The organism is Granulicella sp. L60, assembly GCF_009765825.1.
Lineage (GTDB): Bacteria > Acidobacteriota > Terriglobia > Terriglobales > Acidobacteriaceae > Edaphobacter.
This window is the reverse complement of sequence record NZ_LMUR01000018.1, coordinates 461,377-478,300: the sequence shown is the minus strand read 5'-3', so window position 1 is coordinate 478,300 and position 16,924 is coordinate 461,377. Positions and strand designations below refer to the sequence as shown.

The window sequence follows — 16,924 nt, the reverse complement described above, 5'->3', positions numbered from 1 at the left end:
TGTGAACGCTGCTTACGCTTAGTCGCGCGTGAGCAGCGTAACCTTTTCGGCGAACTCTGGCCATGCAGAGCATAACTCCGTGCGCTGGCCGGACTCGTAGTCTTCAAACTCGAAGCCTGGGTTAACCGTGCAGCCGAGGAGAGCCCATTGGCCGCCATCGGCCAGTCTGGAGCCTTGCCAGATGTTGCGCGGCACCACGATCTGCGGCCTTTGACCACGCAGCAGGTTGTTGCCGATGATCACGGTTGCTCCTTTTCCATCTGGAAACAGTTGCAGCATCTCTACTGCGTCGCCTGCGTAGAAGTGGAAGACCTCGTCGCTTTTTAGGCGATGCATCTCACTGAAGGTTCCGGGTTCGAGCAGGTAGTAGATTGCGGTTCCGGTGCGTCGCGGGCCTTCGTACCGGCTATCGCTGAAGGCCTTGGGTGATACTGTTTCCGCAGACTCGTAGGTTCGCACGTACCATCCGCCTTCGCGCGGGTGCGGCTGCAGCCCTAATAATTTCTTCACATCCTCGGCAGTCATTCCGTTCCTCTCAGGCTATGCTGTAGCTACTCCACCCATTTTAGTTTCCGCGCTGAACAGGAGCCCGACCTGACACCCATTCGCATACGCCTGGAACAGTACTTCGGCTTCTCCGCACACGACACGAACTGGCGTACCGAGATCCTTGCCGGCCTCACTACGTTTATCACGATGGCGTACATCATCTTCGTGAATCCGGCGATTCTGTCGGAGACGGGTATGCCGCTTGCGGCGGTGACCGCTGCTACGTGCCTGTGCGCAGCGTTCGGCAGCATCCTGATGGGAGCGGCTGCGAACTATCCGCTGGCGCTGGCTCCCGGCATGGGGCTCAACGCGTACTTCACCTATACCGTCGTGAAGGGGATGGGTGTGCCGTGGCAGACTGCGCTGGGCGCTGTCTTTCTGTCTGGAGTTATTTTTCTTGCGCTCACCTTTTCGGGGATTCGGCAGCGGCTAGTGGCTGCGATTCCGCATCAGCTTCATGCTGCGGTTGGAGGAGGCATTGGACTATTCATCGCCTTTATCGGTTTCCGAAATGCTGGCATCATCGTACCTAGTGTCGCGACCACGGTAACGCTGGGAAACCTTCGTGCTCCGCAGACTGCGCTTGCGATCTTTGGGCTGCTGCTCATCGCGGTGCTGCAGGTATTGCGTATCCGGGCTTCGATGTTGATCGGAGTGCTGGCGACTACTTTTCTTGGGGTGCTGTGCCACCAGGTTCACTGGCAGCCTGAGCCGTACCATCTTTCTGCAATCAAGGCGACGGCCTTTCATCTTGATATACCCGGAGCGCTGCGCATTGGCGGGTTCGAGATTATCTTCGTCTTTCTGTTTGTCGATCTCTTCGACAATATCGGCACGCTGGTTGCTGTTACGCAGCGCGCTGGTTTGATTGCGCCGGATCATACGATCCCCCGGCTCAACCGCATCTTCTTTGCGGATGCTACTGCGACTATCCTGGGCTCGCTGACCGGAACGAGTACGGTGACCAGCTATATCGAATCATCCGCGGGTGTGGCTGCGGGAGGGCGCACGGGCGTGACTGCAATCGTCACAGGCCTTCTTTTTTTCTGCGCTCTCTTTGTAGCTCCACTGGTGGGACCTATCCCTACATTCGCCACTGCGCCCGCGCTGATTCTGGTTGGCGGACTTATGCTCACTGGACTTGGCACGATCGAGTGGGATGACCCGCAGATCGGCATTCCGGCGTTTCTGACGGTTGCAACGATTCCGCTTACGTGGTCGATCGCCGACGGTCTCAGCTTTGGGCTCACCAGCTATGCACTGTTGCAGGTGATTACGGGGAGGGCGCAACGCAAGGACTGGATGCTCTATCTTCTTGCTACGCTCTTTCTGTTGCGCTTCATCTACATCGCTAAGCACTAAGCGTTATTGTCTGATTCCGCTTTGAGCGACAGGCGATGCAGCATGATCCTGCGGGATTCGACGAAGCCCATCCTGCTGTAGAGCCTGATGGCGCGTTCGTTGGGTGAGGCTACATGCAGCCAGGAGACGAGGTCGTTGCGTCGATGGGCACGCGCGATGTGCCAGATGATTGCTTCTGCGTATCCTTTTCCGCGATGTTCAGGATGGGTGCAGATGCCGCTGATCTCCGGGTAGCCATCGAGCATGAGACGCTCGCCCCCCATTGCGATCAGCTCTCCGCCGGATCGGATTCCGTAGTAGGAACCCATCTCGCAGGTGCGGATGCGGAAGAAACCGGGGAATGCGGCGTCGGTGAGGGCGACCATCGCCGGGGCGTCACTGTTGGACAGGGGAACGATGTCGATGGATGGTGCTGGAAGATTCATGTCCTCGGGTAAGACCATCTGCAGGCATTCGAGTTTTGTCTTGAAGCGAAGGCTCGGTACTTCGGGAAGGCTTTCAGCGACGACCCAGACCGACTCTTCCGGCACGAGGAGCGAGGCAAGCTGCTCGAGCGCGGCGGCGCCTGGCGTGGCGACTGCGGCGAAGGGTGAAACATCGGCGGGATAGCGAGAGGCTTCTCCGGACGAGATGGCAAAGCGGCGGTGCACGCTGTGAAGGGCGCTCCAAACCGGATTTGCGAAGAGACTCTCGGGCAGGTCTGTCATCTTTAAAACCATATCCCAGCGAGAGCTCTTATCTACGAATGAGCTACCTGGGTTGTTGTGGCTTGAGCCTGATTCTTTGTTGCTTAAGATTGCGGATTTGAGGGTGATTCAGGGGGAATGGTGTGAGAGATTAGAGGTTAATGACGATTATGCGGAGTTTTACGGGCCTGGGTGCGGTTACGGCAGTGGCGCTTGCAATGTCGGGCGGGGCTGTGGGTGGGCAGAAGCTGCAGGATCCGGCGAACCTGGCCGGAGAGCAGGTTCGGGCTGCGGTTGGGGTGCGGGAGATCGCGGCGAACGAGGGAGCTACGGCGCTCTGGCAGAGTTTGGTGAAGTTGCGGACGCGCGCGAGTCTGATGATGATTGTGGCGCATCCTGACGATGAGGACGGCGGCATGTTGACGTATGAAGCGCGAGGCCAGGGCGCGCATGTTGCGATGATGACGCTGACCCGGGGCGAGGGTGGGCAGAATCTGATGTCGGGAGACTTCGACGACGCGCTGGGGCTGGTGAGGACGCAGGAGCTGTTGGCCGCTGGGCGGTATATGGGGATCGACCAGATGTGGGGGACGCAGCTGGACTTCGGGTTTTCGAAGACGAAGGAGGAGAGCTTCGATAGCTGGGGTCACGATCGCGTGTTGTACGACGCGGTGCGGGCGGTGAGGCTGTATCGGCCGCTGGTGGTGACGGCAGTGTTTATCGGTGGGATTACAGACGGGCATGGGCAGCACCAGGTCTCGGGTGAGATGGCGCAGGAGGTGTTTGAGGCGGCGGGTGATCCGAAGGTCTTTCCGGATCAGATTGCGCAGGGGCTGATGCCGTGGAGTCCGCTGAAGGTGTATGGGCGCGTGCCGTTCTTCTCTGTATCGGAGAAGGGCATGTACGACTATGCGACGGGGAAGTATGCGCCGGCACGGTTTTATAACTACGTGACGAAGGTGTGGACGACGGAGTCTCCGAAGGCGAATGTGACGGTGCCGGAGGGTGACTATAGCCCGGTGCTGGGGATGAGCTATCTGCAGTTTGGGCGGCTGGGGCTGGGGCAGCAGAAGACGCAGAATGGTGGGATGGGGATTCCGGCGGCGGGGGAGTTCGATGTGCCGTATCACCGGTATGGGTCTAGAGTTTCTTCGGGTGAGCAGGAGAAGAGTTTCTTCGATGGCGTGGATGTTTCGCTGACGGGAGTTGCTTCGCTTGCTCCGGATGAGACGAGATTTTTGAAGCAAGACCTGGCGAAGATCGATGGGTTGGTGCAGCAGGCGATGGCGAGTTACAAGATTGCTGCGCCGGAGAAGACTGCTCCGTTTCTGAGTGATGGGTTGAAGGCTACGGATGCGTTGATTGCGAAGGTAGAGGCGAGCGGACTGGCAGCTCAAGAGAAGTTCGACGTGCTGCATGAGCTTAGGGTGAAGCGGGTGCAGTTCAATGATGCGCTGGTGGAGGCGTTGGGATTGAGTCTGCGGGCGCAGGTGGCGGGGAAGGCGGAGACGGGGCCATTTGCTCGGATCGGCGACGGCAACGATACCTTTGTGACTGCCGTGCCGGGGCAGACGTTCGCGGTACAGGTGCGTGTTGTAAATGGAAGCAATGTGCCGGTAAAGGTGACGGCTTCGGGGCTGGAGTCGAGCGCGGGTGCGACCTCTGCTAGAGCCGACGCAAGAGCTGGAGACGTCACGATAGCGGGTGATAAGGCTGATGATGTGCGTTTCACGGTGAAGCTGCCTGTGGATGCGAAGGCGACACGGCCTCCTTTTTCGCGGCCGGGGATCGAGCAGGCTTACTATGATGTGGCTGATCCGGCGATGCGGAATGCCTCGCTTCCCTTGCCTCCTTTGACGGCGTGGGTGACGGTTGATTATGACGGCGTAGGGGTGCGGCTGGGGCAGGTGGTGCAGACGCTGCATCGCGTGACGGGACAGGGTACGGTGTATGAGCCGCTGGTGGTTGCTCCGGCGATCTCGGTGCAGGTGTCGCCGGCGGCTGGGGTGGTTCCGCTTACCGAGAAGACGCTGATGATGACGGCGCAGGTGAAGAGCAATGTGAAGGGACCGGCAGCTGGAACGGTAAAGCTGGAACTGCCACCGGGTTGGACGGCTTCACCGGAGCGGGGAGAGTTCTCGCTGGCGAAGGACGGAGATTCGGTTGAGGTGCCGTTTGTGGTGACACCGGAGAAGATCTCGGAGACTGCTTATACGATGACGGCGGTGGCTACCTATGCGGGTAAGGACTATCGCGAGGGGTACGAGACGGTTGGGTACGCGGGGGTGTTGCCGGCGAATCTTTACAGACCGGCCACCTATAAGGCGCGAGGCGTGGATGTGAAAGTCGCGCCGGGATTGAAGGTGGGATATCTGCCAGGGACGGGGGACGAGGTGCAGGCCTCGCTTGAAAACCTTGGGGTGCATGCGACGACGCTGACGATGGATGATGTGGCCGGTGGCAAGCTGTCGGGATATGACGTGGTGGTGCTTGGAGTGCGGGCGTATGCGGCGCATCCTGGACTGGCGGCGGCGAATGGGCAGTTGCTGAAGTATGCGAGAAACGGCGGCGTGGTGATTGTTCAGTACAACCGCGGGACGTTCGACTATGGACCTTATCCGTACTCGCTGGGGGAAGAAGAGAAGGTGGTGAACGAGGCCGCGCCGGTGAAACTGCTGATGCCGGAGAGTCCGGCGCTGAGCTGGCCGAACAGGATTACGGAGCGGGACTTTGATGGGTGGGTGGAAGAACGTGGACACAGCTTCATGGAGAGTTGGGATCCGCAGTATCAGGCGCTGCTGGAGACGCATGATCCGGGACAGGACCCGCAAAAGGGCGGCCTGCTGGTGGCGAAGACGGGCAAGGGTGTTTATGTGTATGTGGCCTTTGCTCTCTATCGTGAGCTGCCGGAGGGTGTGCCGGGAGCCTATCGGTTGTTTGCGAATCTGTTGAGTTTGGGAAAGAGCAGGGACTTGAAGTAGCGCTCGACTGGGAGACAGAAGCGGTCGGGTTGAGAGACACTGGAAACATGATGACTGGAGCCAGAGAACAACAGCTAACGGACGCGGCGGACCTGCTGCTCGATGCACGGCGGACAGGGACACCGATTGCAGATCTACCTGCGGAGTTGCGGCCGGAGAGTTTAGAGGAAGCCTATTTCCTGCAGGATCGTATCGCCGCGGCCTATGGCGATATCGGCGGATGGAAGGTGGGTGCTCCCACAGCTGAGGCGACACCGATGTTTGCGCCGATGCCACTGGCGTGGATCGCGGCGAGTGAGGTGACGATGGAAGGCGTTCGGCGGCTGCGTGGTCTGGAGTCGGAGATTGCGTTTCGGATGGGGGAGGATCTGCCGCCACGAGCTACTCCTTACACGATGGAGGAAGTCGTGAAGGCGATTGCAAGTTGTCATCCAGCGATCGAGGTGCTTGAGAGTGGCTTCGAAACGCCTCTTACGATAGAACGGCTATCCATGATCGGCGATCTGCAGATGCATGGTGGATTTGTCTATGGTCCGGCGGTCGATGACTGGAAGAAGATCGACTTCAAAACCGAACATGTCGTGATCGCCGTGGATGGTGTGGTTAGGGTGGAGCGGACGGGGTCGAATACGTCAGGCGACCTGATGCGGCTGCTGCCGTGGCTCGCCAATGAGGGGGCTGCACGAACTGGGGGACTGCAGGCTGGGCAGTGGGTGACAACAGGGAGCTGGACCGGTGCGACGATGGCAAATTCGGGATCTACCGCGAAGGTTACGTTTTCGACTGCAGGTAATGTTTATCTGAGATTTCAGTAGACGATTTCAGTAGACGGATGAGCGGAACGTTTCTATGCGCGGCGGAGTTGGTACGCGCACTGGCCCGATGTTCGATTCTGCGTGAACATCGGGCCAGTGTGTTTTAGGCGCTGAGCGTGCTGGGTGGTGGGCTCAGCTTCATGACGAGGCACTTGGCTGCGCCGCCGGCCTTGAGGAACTCGCTGAGGGCGACCTGGACGACATGGAAGCCTTTGGACTCGAGCTGGGCGCTTAGTTCCCTGCTGACCTGGTTGAGGATGATCGTGCGGTCGACGTTGATTGCATTGCAGGCGAAACATACGGCATCGGCTTCGCTGACGATAATTCGTTTTTCTGCTGGGTAGAAGTCTTCGATCTTCTCGAGCGAGGCTTGGTCGAAGGCCTTTGGAAAGTACATGGCATAGCCGCCTTCGAGCGGGGCGAAGCAGGTGTCGAGGTGGTAGAAGCGGGGATCGATGAGGTGGAGCGAGGCGACCTCGATGTTCCAGATCTTTCGTAGGGGCTGATGGCTGGAGGGTGTGGTACGGGGGCCGTAGCCGACCCAGAGACGGGTGCCGTCGGTGCTGAAGAGGGCGTCGCCTTCGCCCTCGAAGGGCGTTGAGCGCGGGGTGTCGATGACGAGGTAGCCGGCGTTGTGGAACCACTGGCGGAAGTGTGGCTCTTCGCCCTGGCGCTCGGGGTGGAAGAAGCTGCTGATGGCGACGATGCCGCTGCGTTCGAGACCGGCGTTGGCGGTGAAGACCATGTCGGGCGAGCCGGGTTGTGGGTCGATGAGTTGGACTTCGGCTACTTCGCTGACGGCCTGGTAGAGGTGCTCCCACTGCTCGGCTGCGCGTTCGCGCGAGGAGGCGTGGACGTTGCCGGCCATCCAGGGGTTGATGACGTAGTTGACGTCGTAGAGCCGGGGAGGACACATCAGGAAGCTTGCGGGAGTGGAAGATGCGGTGGAGAGGATCGCCGGGTTAGTGATCTCGATTGGCTGCGTGCTCATATGGAGAGCATGGATGAGCGCAAAAGCCGCGTCAACACTAATGATTATTCATTTGTAACGGATATTTATACATTTAGAAGATCGGTCCTGCCGGACGGGTCCACTGCTCGTGGGGAGGTCACTTCGTGACTTTTTTACCGGTCGTGGGGATGCCAGATTCTTGGGGCCTCCCGCTGGTCGGCTTGGGTTTCGGCCAGCGGGAGATGGTTAGAGGTTGCCGCGGAGCTCTTGTTCGCGCTCGATGGCTTCGAAGAGGGCTTTGAAGTTTCCTTTGCCGAAGCTGCGGCTGCCTTTGCGCTGGATGATCTCGTAGAAGACGGTGGGGCGGTCTTCGACGGGCTTGGTGAAGATCTGGAGCATGTAGCCTTCGTTGTCTCGGTCGACGAGAATACCGAGTTTTTCCAGCTCGTGGATGGGCTCGTCGATCTTGCCGATGCGATCCTGCAGCTCGGTGTAGTAGGAGTGGGGGACGGTGAGGAAGTCGACGCCCTGGTGCTTCATGGCGGCTACGGTGGCGAGGATGTCGTTGGTGGCAAGGGCCATGTGCTGGACTCCGGGACCGCCGTAGAAGTCGAGGTACTCCTCGATCTGGGACTTGCGGCGGCCTTCGGCGGGCTCGTTGATGGGGAACTTGACGTATCCGTTGCCGTTGGCCATGACCTTGGACATGAGGGCGGAGTACTCGGTGGAGATGTCGTTGTCGTCGAAGTGCTGGTAGAGGCCGAAGCCCATGACGTCGCGGTAGAAGTCGACCCACTGGTTCATGGAGTTCCAGCCGACGTTGCCTACGATGTGATCGATGTGAAGCAGGCCGACGGGGCGGGCGATGGGGTCGTGGGGGATGGCTTTGTAGTTGGGGAAGAAGGCGCCTTTGTAGTCGGTGCGTTCGACGAAGGTGTGGATGGTGTCGCCGTAGGCGGCGATGCTGGAGGTGGTGACGCGGCCGTGGGTGTCGGAGACTTCGGTGGGTGGCTGAACGCTGGTGGCACCGCGGCTGGTGGTCTCTTTCCAGGCTTGGGTGGCGTCGTCGACCCAGAGGGCGATGGCGTGGACGCCGTCACCGTGCTTTTCGACGTGGCGGGAGATTTCAGAGTCGGAGCGGAGGGCGGTGGTGAGGACGAAGCGCACCTTGCCCTGCTGGAGGACGTAGCTGGCACGGTCGCGCTGACCGGTCTCGGGGCCGGCGTAGGCGACGAGGGACATGCCGAAGGCTGCGCGATAGAAGTAGGCGGACTGGCGGGCGTTGCCGACGTAGAACTCGACGTGGTCGGTTCCCTTGAGCGGGAGGAAGTCTTCGGTCGTCGTTGGTGCGTTGTGAGCGAGAGTCGATGTAGCCATGGCAAGTTTCTCCAGTTCAGTTCGATGCAGGGATGAGGATATGCCGATGGCATGGAGTTGGCTAGGCCCACCCCTCCCCCACTCCCCCTGATTTGGCGCAAAGTCTTCGATTCAGATACTTTAGGTCTGGACTTCTACTTGCACGTTGACTGTTACGGCGAACAACTTTCGACTGCTATGGGTCCCTCGAGTTCCTGAACTATTTGATCTCTATAACCAGTTTAACGGTTTGGGCATAACTGATCGGCAACGTGGATGCGGTTTAGTTTGATGGACTTAGGTGAGTTTGCCGCTTGACATGCTGATTTTGCCCGGTTTCTGAGGCATGCTCGATACTTTATTTGAAGATTTAGCCGACGCCGTTCGGCGATGTCGTGAATTTACGACGCGTGCTTTGATTCAATTTTGATCTATATGGCTTAGAGAGATGAGCGGGCGGGGAGGATGGTGGCGCGGCATTCGCCGAGGCCGATGCGGGGGTGGCCGGGGGCGTCGCAGTGGGCGCGGAGGATGATCTCGTCACCGTCGAGGAGGAAGGTTCGGGATTCGCCGGTGGGGAGGGTGATGGGGACGGAGCCGTTGCGGGTGAGTTCGAGGAGGCAGCCGGCTGAGGCGTCAGAGGGGCCGGAGATGGTTCCGGTGGCGAGGATGTCTCCGATCTGGAGGTTACAGCCGTTGCTTGTGTGATGGGTGACCAGTTGGGCTGGGGTCCAGTAGAGATCTTTGGGGTTGGACTGGCTGAGCTGGAATGGTGGCAGCTTGTTGTCGCGCATGGTTTGGGTTGAAAGAAATACTTCAAGTTTTAAATTCAAGGCGCCGTGGGTCTGGTCGGCTTTGGAGTGGAGGTATGGGAGGAGTTTTGGGTCGTCGGATGGGCGGGGTGTGGCGGAGGCACGGAAGGGTTCGAGGGCGGCGAGGGGGGTGATCCAGGGGGAGATAGTGGTGGCGAAGTTTTTGGCGAGGAAGGGGCCGAGGGGTTGGTACTCCCAGGACTGAAGGTCGCGGGCTGACCAGTCGTTGAGGAGGCTGATGCCGAAGATGTAGTGGGGGGCCTGTTCGATGGGGATGGGTGTGCCCTGGGGATTGGATTGGCCGATGTAGAGTGCTAGTTCGAGTTCGTAGTCCAGGGCGTTGGTGGGTATGAAGGATGGTTGGTCCGATGGAGTTGACGGGCGGGTCTGGCCGGTGGGGCGAATGACTGGGGTTCCGCTGACGGCGATGGAGGAGGCGCGGCCGTGATAGCCGATGGGGATGTGTTTGTAGTTGGGGAGCAGGGGCTGGTCGGGGCGGAAGAGAAGGCCGACGCGGGTGGCGTGGTGGATGGAGGCGTAGAAGTCGGTGTAGTTGGGGATGTCGATGGGTTTGAGGAGGGTGGCTCCGGCGATGGAGTGAAGGGCGGCTTCGGTGAGGGTGCGGTGGGGTGCATCGGCTGCGAGGAGGGTGGTGAGGGTCTGGCGGAGGTGGGTCCAGGCTTGATGGCCCTGGGTGAGGAGGGCGTTGAGGGTTGGGGATTGGCAGGCGGGATGGAGATGGGTGGGGAGGAGATTGGCTTCGGCGAGGGCGTAGAGGTCGAGGAGGTGGGTGCCGATGGCTACGCAGAGATGCTGCTGGCCGTGGACTTCGACGGCTCCGTAGGGGAGGTGGGTCAGGGGGAAGTCTGCGGTGGGGAGGTTGGCTTCGGGAAGCCAGCTTTGGGGTGCCATGGGGAATGATAGCTTGGCGGCGGATTAGCGTAAGTGGGATTCGAGGACAGCAGATTCCTCCGCTTCGCTGCGGAGTGACAAACAAAGGGGCAGGCAACGGTAGAGGATTGAGGGATGACGGACGAGAAAAACCGGCGATAGCGGTGAACTGCTATCGCCGGTTGGTTGAATGAGGTTTAGTGTGCGGCCTCGGGCGGGAGGGTCTTCTCGATCGGACGGGACGGGGCTGCGACTCCTCCGGAGAAGCGTACGAGGATGGTCTTCAGGATCACGTAGAGGACAGGGATGAAGAAGAGGTTGAGGGCGGTGGAGAGAACCATGCCGCCGATGATGGCGGTTCCGACGGAGTGGCGTCCGTAGGCTCCGGCGCCGGTGGCGAAGTAGAGAGGCCCGACGCCGAGGATGAAGGCGATCGAGGTCATGAGGATGGGACGGAGACGAAGCTCGGCAGCCTCGATGGCGGAGTCGATGATGGACTTGCCCTGGCCGATGAGCTGCTCGGCGAACTCAACGATAAGGATGGAGTTTTTGGCGGAGAGGCCGATGAGCATGACCAGACCGATTTGAACGTAGACGTCGTCGTCGAGGCCGCGGAGGGCGACGAGCGAGAGGGCTCCGAGGACGGCGGTGGGGACGGCGAGCAGGATGATGAACGGAAGCGCGAAGCTTTCGTACTGGGCCGAGAGGGTGAGATACACGACGAGAAGGCCGAGGCCGAAGATGATGATGGCTTTGCCGGCGGACTCGACTTCTTCGAGTGCGAGACCGGTCCAGGAGTAGGTCATGCCCTGGAGCTTGTTCTTCTCGAAGAGCTTGACCATGGCGTCGAGGCCCTGACCGGAGCTGAGGCCGGGTGCGGGCGAGCCGTCGATCTCAGCCGAGCGGAAGAGGTTGTAGTGGTTGATGACCTGGGGGCCGGAGGTCTCGGTGATGCTGACGAGGTTGTCGAGCGGGATCATCTGGCCGGTGGTGGAGGCGACGTAGTACTGACGCAGGTCCTGCGCGTTGCGGCGGAAGGGTGCGTCGGCCTGGACGTAGACGCGGTAGGAGCGATTGTTGAAGTCGAAGTCGTTGACGTAACTGGAACCCATGAAGGTGCCGAGGGCGGCAGAGATCTGGGTGAAGGGGACGCCCATGGTCTTTGCCTTCTCGCGGTTGATGGTGACGAGAAGCTGAGGATCGTTGGCGGTGAAGGTGGTGTTCATGCCGGTGAGTCCGGAGCCGGGGGCGCGGGACTGGCCGACGATGGTGTGGGCGATGCGGTCGATGTCGGAGAAGGTGTTGCGTCCGCCGTCCTGGAGGATGAACTGGAAGCCGCCGACGGTGCCGATGCCGGCGATGGCGGGGGGCTCGGCGGCGAAGGCGATGCCTCCGGGGATGCCGAAGAGCTTGGGACCGACGTCGGCGACGATGGCCTTGGCGCTGAAGTTGGCGCCCATCTTGGTGCGCTCATCGATGGGTTTGAGCGGGGCGAAGATGAGGCCGGAGTTTGGCGAGCTACCGCCGGAGAGCGAGAAGCCCATGACGGAGAAGGTGCCGAAGACGCCGTCATTTTTTCGGACGAAGGCGGAGACCTTGTCGGCGAAGTCGGAGGTGTAGCTGAGCGAGGCGCCGGGCGGGGTCTGAATGATGATGAGGAAGTAAGACTGGTCTTCCTGCGGGATGAAGGCCGTGGGGACGTGGTTGTACATGTACGCCGTGGCGGCGAGAGAGCCGGCGAAGAACAGCAGGACGACGTAGCGAATGCGGACGACGAAGGTGACCATGCGGGCGTAGATGCGGATGATCCATTGGATGAAGGTCTCAATGGGGTTGAGGATCATGCCGAGCAGGCCGGTGTGTTTGGTCTCGGTGCGAAGGAGGATGGCGGCGAGAGCGGGAGACAGGGTGAGGGCGTTGAAGGCGGAGATCGCGATGGAGAAGGCGATGGTGAGCGAGAACTGTTTGTAGAGGATGCCGGTGGTGCCGGGGAAGAAGCTGACCGGGATAAATACGGAGATGAGAACGAGCGAGGTCGCGATGACGGCGGAGGTGACCTCGGCCATGGCGACGCTGGTGGCGGTGTGGGGGTCGGAGGTGACGGCCTCCATCTCGGTGCCCGCGCCTTTGGTGGTGGAGACGGCGTGGTCGCTCTTGGAGGAGCTGCCTTCCGGCAGGAGTGCATGGCCGGAGAGGTGGCGCTGGACGTTTTCGATGACGACGATGGCGTCGTCCACGACGAGTCCTGTGGCGAGGGTGATGCCGAAGAGGGTGAGCGAGTTAATGGAGAAGCCGAAGATCTTGATGAAGGCGAAGGTTCCGATGAGGGAGACCGGGATGGTTACGGCGGGGATGATGGTGGCGCGCCAGTCCTGCAGGAAGAGGAAGATGACGATGATGACGATGATGATGGCTTCGCCGATGGTCTGAACGACCTCTTTGACGGACTCGCCGATGACGAGGGTGGTGTCGACGGCGATGATGCCTTTGAGTCCGGGCGGGTAATTCTTTTCGAGCTCGGCGAGGACGGCGCGGCAGCGTTTGTCGACGTCGAGGGCGTTGGCGTTGGAGAGCTGCTGGACACCAACGCCGACGGCCTCTCCACCGGCGAAGTCGGTTCCCTGGAACTTCAGGTCGGTGTCGTAGCTTTCGGCACCGAGTTCGGCGCGGCCGATATCTTTGAGGAGAACGAGTCCGCCAGCGGTACTGCTGTTTTTGATGACGATGTTTTCAAACTGCTTGGGGTCGTTGAAGCGGCCAACGACGCGCACGGCCATCTGGAAGGTCTGGCTGCGATCGGCGGGCTGCTGACCGAGCTGTCCGGCGGGGACTTCGACGTTCTGTTCGGCGAGGGCGTTGGTGACGTCGAGGGCGGTGAGGCCGCGGGCGGCGAGGCGGTTGGGATCGAGCCAGAGACGCATGGCGTACTTGCGTTCGCCGAAGATGACGACGGCACCGACGCCGGGTACGCGTTTGAGCGCGTCGCTGATGTAGACGTCGATGTAGTTGGAGATGAAGTCCTGCGAGAGGGATTTGTCGGGAGAGATAAAGCCGGCGGCGAGGACGAAGTTGGAGTTGGCCTTGGTGATGCTGATGCCGGTGTTGTTGACGGTGGCGGGGAGACGGCCCTGGACGGAGGCGACGCGGTTCTGCACGTCGACGGCGGCGATGTTGAGGTCGTAGCCGGTGTCAAAGGTGACGGTGATGGCCGAGGTGCCGTCGTTGGAGCTGGTCGAGCTCATGTAACGCATACCCTCGACGCCGTTGATGGACTGTTCGAGGATGATGGTGACGGCGGACTCAACGTCCTTGGAGTTGGCGCCGATGTAGTTGCTGGTGACGACGACCTGCGGAGGGGCGAGCTGCGGATAGAGCGAGATGGGCAGCGTGGGAATGCAGACGGCACCGGCAAGCACGATAAGCAGGGCGCATACGGTTGCGAAGATCGGGCGACGGATAAAAAAATCTACAAACAAGGGCTACCTCTGGCCGGACCGTAGGCCCGGGGGTGGAGCGAATAAGAGTGCGAACCTGAGGCCGGCTTCGCAGTAAGACGAACATCTGTTGCTTAGCCGAGTGGCTTGACGGGCGCACCTTCCTGCAGAAACTGCAGGCCGGAGAGGATGACTTTGTCGCCGGGCTTGAGACCGCCAAGGACCGGGTAGTTGTTGCCTACGGTCTCGCCGAGATTGACCGCGACCTGATGGGCGACGTATCCGTCTCCCTTGGGTGTGGCGACGTAGACGAAGGACTGGCCGCCGATGAGGCTGACGGCAAGGACCGGAACGGTGGGCGCAGGTGAGGTGCTCCAGGTGATGCGAGCCTTGACGAGCTGCTGGTTACGCAGGCGTTCGGTGGCGTGTGGAATATCCGCCTTGGCGAGGATGCTCTGCAGACCGTTGTCTACCTGCGGGGAGAGGAAGTTGACGGTGGACTTGGCGAGGACGTTTCCTGCGGTGTCGACGATCTCCACGGGAAGGCCGGTGCGGATCTGGGAGGCGCGCTCGGTGGGGACGTAGATGTAGGCCTGGAGGTCGGCGTTTTCGTCGACGGTGGTGAGGACGGTGGTGGGAGAGACGTAGTCGCCGAGGTGAACGGGGATATCGCCGACGACGCCGGCGAAGGGAGCGCGGATGTCGTAGTAGGCGAGCTGCTGCTTCTGGGTGTCGGTGAGGGCGACGTTGGACTCGTAGTCGCCCTTGGCGTTCTGGTAGGCCTGGGTGGCCTGATCGTAGGCATCACGCGAGACGACACCGGCCTCAAAGAGCTTGCGCTGGCGCTCCTCTTCGATCCTGGAGTAGTCGTAGACAGCCTTCTTCTGTGCCTGAGTTCCCTGCTGGGAGACGACCGTGGCGACCTGCTTGAGCGGATCGATGCGCATGAGCACCTCTCCTGCTTTGACCGCCTGACCGGCGTGGGCGTAGATCTTGACGATATTTCCGTCGACCTGCGGCTGCATGGTGGAGGAGCGGCGGCTCTTGATGGTGGCGACGTAGGTGTCGGCGTTGGCGACGGGCGAGAGCGTGATGGAGGAGACCTGCACAGGCATCGCCTGCGGGGGAGGCTGCGGAGGAGGGGCGGATTTGCAACCTGAGACAGCGCAGGCGACCGCGACGACAAGTGAGGAGAGAGTGCGGCGTGTTTTTACGATCTCGGACAAAGTGCTTCTCCTTCAAAACTACAGATAGTGCTTCAACGCTTCTGCCGGGTGAAAACTGACAGTCGCGGACGAGCACAAGACTCTCCGCAGGAATGTGTTACGAGGATACGGCTTAGATTTCCATTTTAGATGAAGCAGTTAGACGTAAGGGTTCGTAAATTCAGGTGAAAGAAAACCAGATCGGTCATCCGGTTCATTAATGTACGCCCTGCCGGGGACGCTGGTTCCGATTTTCTGGCCGGATCAGGCGTCGAGGCTGTTTTTTGAGGCAAAGGAGAAGGGGTTGAAGCTCTCGTGGCGGTCGAAGGCGTCGGCGTTCTCGGCTTGTTTGAGCCAGTGGATAACCAGATAGGTGAGGGGGGTGGCGAGGACCTCGTAGCCGACCTTGAGGGCGTATCCGGTGAGGATGATGTTGACCAGGGTACGGACGGGGTAGATGCCGCCGAAGGTGAGGGTGATGACCAGGACGGTGTCGACGGCCTGACCGACGACGGTGGAGCCGATGGTTCGCGTCCAGAGCTTGCGGCCGTTGGTGAGGAGCTTGAGGCGAGCCATGGTGTAGGAGTTGGCGAACTCGCCTGCCCAGAAGGCGATGAGACTGGCGGTGAGGATGCGGGGGATGAAGCCGAAGACGGTGGCGAAGGCCTGCTGGTTGCGCCAGCCGGGGGCGGATGGGAGCGCGATGACGATGGATGCGATGACATAGAGGAGCGACGTGCCGAAGAAGCCGAGCCAGATGGCTCGACGGGAGGCGGCGAAGCCATAGACCTCGGTGAAGACGTCTCCAAAGATGTAGGTGACGGGAAAGAGCAGTACGGCTCCACTGACCGCGAAGGGGCCGAGGGACCAGCGACCGGTGCCGAAGGGGCCGATGAGGCAGACCTTCTGGGCGATGAGGTTGGAGACGAGAAGGATGACGACGAAGGCAGTGGTGAGTGCGTCGAGATATTTGAAGCTGCGGTTGGTTGCGGTCATGGGCGGGTGCGGGGTGGGACTCGGTTGTTACCAGTATGCCGTGAGCGGAGGTGGTGTGGCGACTGGACCGGCGACTTTTGGCGGGGTGGGCCTCTATGGTAGCGTTGGAATGGGTGAGGGCGCCGTCGTTGGTAGCCGTCATCGCTGGAGCGTCCCTGTCGTCTAGCCAGGCCCAGGACACCGCCGTCTCATGGCGAAGACACAAGTTCGAATCTTGTCGGGGACGCCAATCCATACAGACAGTCGTTGCGATTACTGAGACCGTGTGGATGTCAGGGGTTGACGGCTTGGATCGCTTTATCGGTACCAGTGAAGGACGACGCCGGCTCCGAACAATAGATTGTTCTGGCGGTTGTCTGCGGAGTTGGCGAAGGTGGTCATATAGTAGTCGCCCTGGATGAGTCGGATGGCGAGGCCTTCGTTGATTGGCAGATCGATGCCGCCACCGATGCGACCGGCGAAGGCGGATGTTCCGTCGGCGACTCCGGCCATTCCGCCGCCAGCGTGTGCGCCGCCGACGATGATCTGGGCAAAGGGGCGGAGGGCGTGTTCGCCGTGCATCCAGGGCCGTGGGAGGCGATAGCGCGCTCCGGCCATGTACGAGGTTAGTGTCAGGGATTTGGTGGAGGAGAGTGCGTTGCCGGTGTGGTCGACACTGATCTCCGCGACTGCGGTGAGCTGGGAGTCGAAGCTCCAGGAGGCGGAGAGGCCTACGCCGTTCAGGGGAAAGCAGCCGCAGCCGCCGTCCGGAGGAGCGTTGGTGTGGACCCAGTGGTAGGCCAACGCTGCGTCTCCGCTATGTGAGATACCGGAGGTGGCTTGAGCCTTAGCGACGGTGGCCACTCCGAGTAGCAGAACACATGTCAGTACGACTGATCGCATTAC

12 protein-coding genes and 1 tRNA gene are annotated in these 16,924 nt (G+C 60.7%); 4 read left to right on the top strand and 9 right to left on the bottom strand.

All coding sequences use genetic code 11. The features are described from left to right. Positions 1 to 18: 18 nt before the first annotated feature. Positions 19 to 525: a cupin domain-containing protein gene (locus tag GSQ82_RS12330; protein WP_158792570.1), complete on the bottom strand. Its 507-nt coding sequence runs from the start codon at positions 523 to 525 to the stop codon at positions 19 to 21. A 69-nt stretch (positions 526 to 594) separates the two neighbouring features. Between GSQ82_RS12330 and GSQ82_RS12325 the strand changes: the two genes are divergently transcribed. Continuing rightward, positions 595 to 1,911: an NCS2 family permease gene (locus tag GSQ82_RS12325; RefSeq protein ID WP_256370097.1), complete on the top strand. Its 1,317-nt coding sequence runs from the start codon at positions 595 to 597 to the stop codon at positions 1,909 to 1,911. Here GSQ82_RS12325 and GSQ82_RS12320 read toward each other — a convergent pair. After that, the gene (locus GSQ82_RS12320) at positions 1,908 to 2,618 is read right to left on the bottom strand and encodes a GNAT family N-acetyltransferase (RefSeq protein WP_158792569.1); all 711 of its coding nucleotides are present in this window, start codon (positions 2,616 to 2,618) and stop codon (positions 1,908 to 1,910) included. The genes GSQ82_RS12325 and GSQ82_RS12320 overlap by 4 nt on opposite strands. 140 nt (positions 2,619 to 2,758) lie before the next feature. Here GSQ82_RS12320 and GSQ82_RS12315 point away from each other — a divergent pair, with 140 nt between their 5' ends. Continuing rightward, positions 2,759 to 5,578 (top strand): PIG-L family deacetylase, encoded by a 2,820-nt coding sequence (locus GSQ82_RS12315; RefSeq protein ID WP_158792568.1) that lies wholly within the window; start codon positions 2,759 to 2,761, stop codon positions 5,576 to 5,578. Between the two features lie 47 nt (positions 5,579 to 5,625). Next, positions 5,626 to 6,393, top strand: coding sequence for a 2-keto-4-pentenoate hydratase (locus tag GSQ82_RS12310; protein WP_371417200.1), 768 nt, complete (start codon positions 5,626 to 5,628; stop codon positions 6,391 to 6,393). 103 nt (positions 6,394 to 6,496) lie between these two features. On the opposite strand, the gene GSQ82_RS12305 is transcribed toward GSQ82_RS12310, so the two are convergent. The 6 genes from GSQ82_RS12305 to GSQ82_RS12280 form a co-directional block, all read right to left on the bottom strand. Then, positions 6,497 to 7,384 carry a dimethylarginine dimethylaminohydrolase family protein gene (locus GSQ82_RS12305; protein ID WP_158792567.1) on the bottom strand — a complete coding sequence of 296 codons (888 nt, stop codon included), beginning with the start codon at positions 7,382 to 7,384 and terminating at the stop codon, positions 6,497 to 6,499. A gap of 207 nt (positions 7,385 to 7,591) precedes the next feature. Continuing rightward, positions 7,592 to 8,722: a 4-hydroxyphenylpyruvate dioxygenase gene (hppD, locus tag GSQ82_RS12300; RefSeq protein ID WP_158792566.1), complete on the bottom strand. Its 1,131-nt coding sequence runs from the start codon at positions 8,720 to 8,722 to the stop codon at positions 7,592 to 7,594. Positions 8,723 to 9,141: 419 nt separating this feature from the next. Continuing rightward, positions 9,142 to 10,425 carry a fumarylacetoacetase gene (fahA, locus tag GSQ82_RS12295; RefSeq protein ID WP_158792565.1) on the bottom strand — a complete coding sequence of 428 codons (1,284 nt, stop codon included), beginning with the start codon at positions 10,423 to 10,425 and terminating at the stop codon, positions 9,142 to 9,144. A gap of 176 nt (positions 10,426 to 10,601) precedes the next feature. Beyond that, the gene (locus tag GSQ82_RS12290; protein ID WP_158792564.1) at positions 10,602 to 13,880 is read right to left on the bottom strand and encodes an efflux RND transporter permease subunit; all 3,279 of its coding nucleotides are present in this window, start codon (positions 13,878 to 13,880) and stop codon (positions 10,602 to 10,604) included. A gap of 92 nt (positions 13,881 to 13,972) precedes the next feature. Further along, positions 13,973 to 15,064, bottom strand: a complete 1,092-nt coding sequence (locus GSQ82_RS12285) for an efflux RND transporter periplasmic adaptor subunit (RefSeq protein ID WP_158792563.1) — start codon at positions 15,062 to 15,064, stop codon at positions 13,973 to 13,975. A 243-nt stretch (positions 15,065 to 15,307) separates the two neighbouring features. Continuing rightward, on the bottom strand, positions 15,308 to 16,039 hold the full coding sequence (locus tag GSQ82_RS12280) for a queuosine precursor transporter (RefSeq protein WP_158792562.1): 732 nt from the start codon (positions 16,037 to 16,039) through the stop codon (positions 15,308 to 15,310). 151 nt (positions 16,040 to 16,190) lie between these two features. Between GSQ82_RS12280 and GSQ82_RS12275 the strand changes: the two genes are divergently transcribed. Continuing rightward, positions 16,191 to 16,268: transfer RNA gene (locus GSQ82_RS12275), tRNA-Glu, on the top strand. Positions 16,269 to 16,336: 68 nt separating this feature from the next. Here the strand turns inward: GSQ82_RS12275 and GSQ82_RS12270 are convergent. Next, positions 16,337 to 16,921, bottom strand: coding sequence for a hypothetical protein (locus GSQ82_RS12270; RefSeq protein ID WP_158792561.1), 585 nt, complete (start codon positions 16,919 to 16,921; stop codon positions 16,337 to 16,339). Positions 16,922 to 16,924 lie beyond the last annotated feature (3 nt).

Coding starts and splice junctions, on each gene's coding strand:
- GSQ82_RS12330 (WP_158792570.1), bottom strand. CDS start 525: ATGACTGCCGAGGATGTGAAGAAATTATTAGGGCTGCAGCCGCACCCG.
- GSQ82_RS12320 (WP_158792569.1), bottom strand. CDS start 2,618: ATGACAGACCTGCCCGAGAGTCTCTTCGCAAATCCGGTTTGGAGCGCC.
- GSQ82_RS12315 (WP_158792568.1), top strand. CDS start 2,759: ATGACGATTATGCGGAGTTTTACGGGCCTGGGTGCGGTTACGGCAGTG.
- GSQ82_RS12310 (WP_371417200.1), top strand. CDS start 5,626: ATGATGACTGGAGCCAGAGAACAACAGCTAACGGACGCGGCGGACCTG.
- GSQ82_RS12305 (WP_158792567.1), bottom strand. CDS start 7,384: ATGAGCACGCAGCCAATCGAGATCACTAACCCGGCGATCCTCTCCACC.
- hppD (WP_158792566.1), bottom strand. CDS start 8,722: ATGGCTACATCGACTCTCGCTCACAACGCACCAACGACGACCGAAGAC.
- fahA (WP_158792565.1), bottom strand. CDS start 10,425: ATGGCACCCCAAAGCTGGCTTCCCGAAGCCAACCTCCCCACCGCAGAC.
- GSQ82_RS12280 (WP_158792562.1), bottom strand. CDS start 16,039: ATGACCGCAACCAACCGCAGCTTCAAATATCTCGACGCACTCACCACT.
- GSQ82_RS12270 (WP_158792561.1), bottom strand. CDS start 16,921: ATGCGATCAGTCGTACTGACATGTGTTCTGCTACTCGGAGTGGCCACC.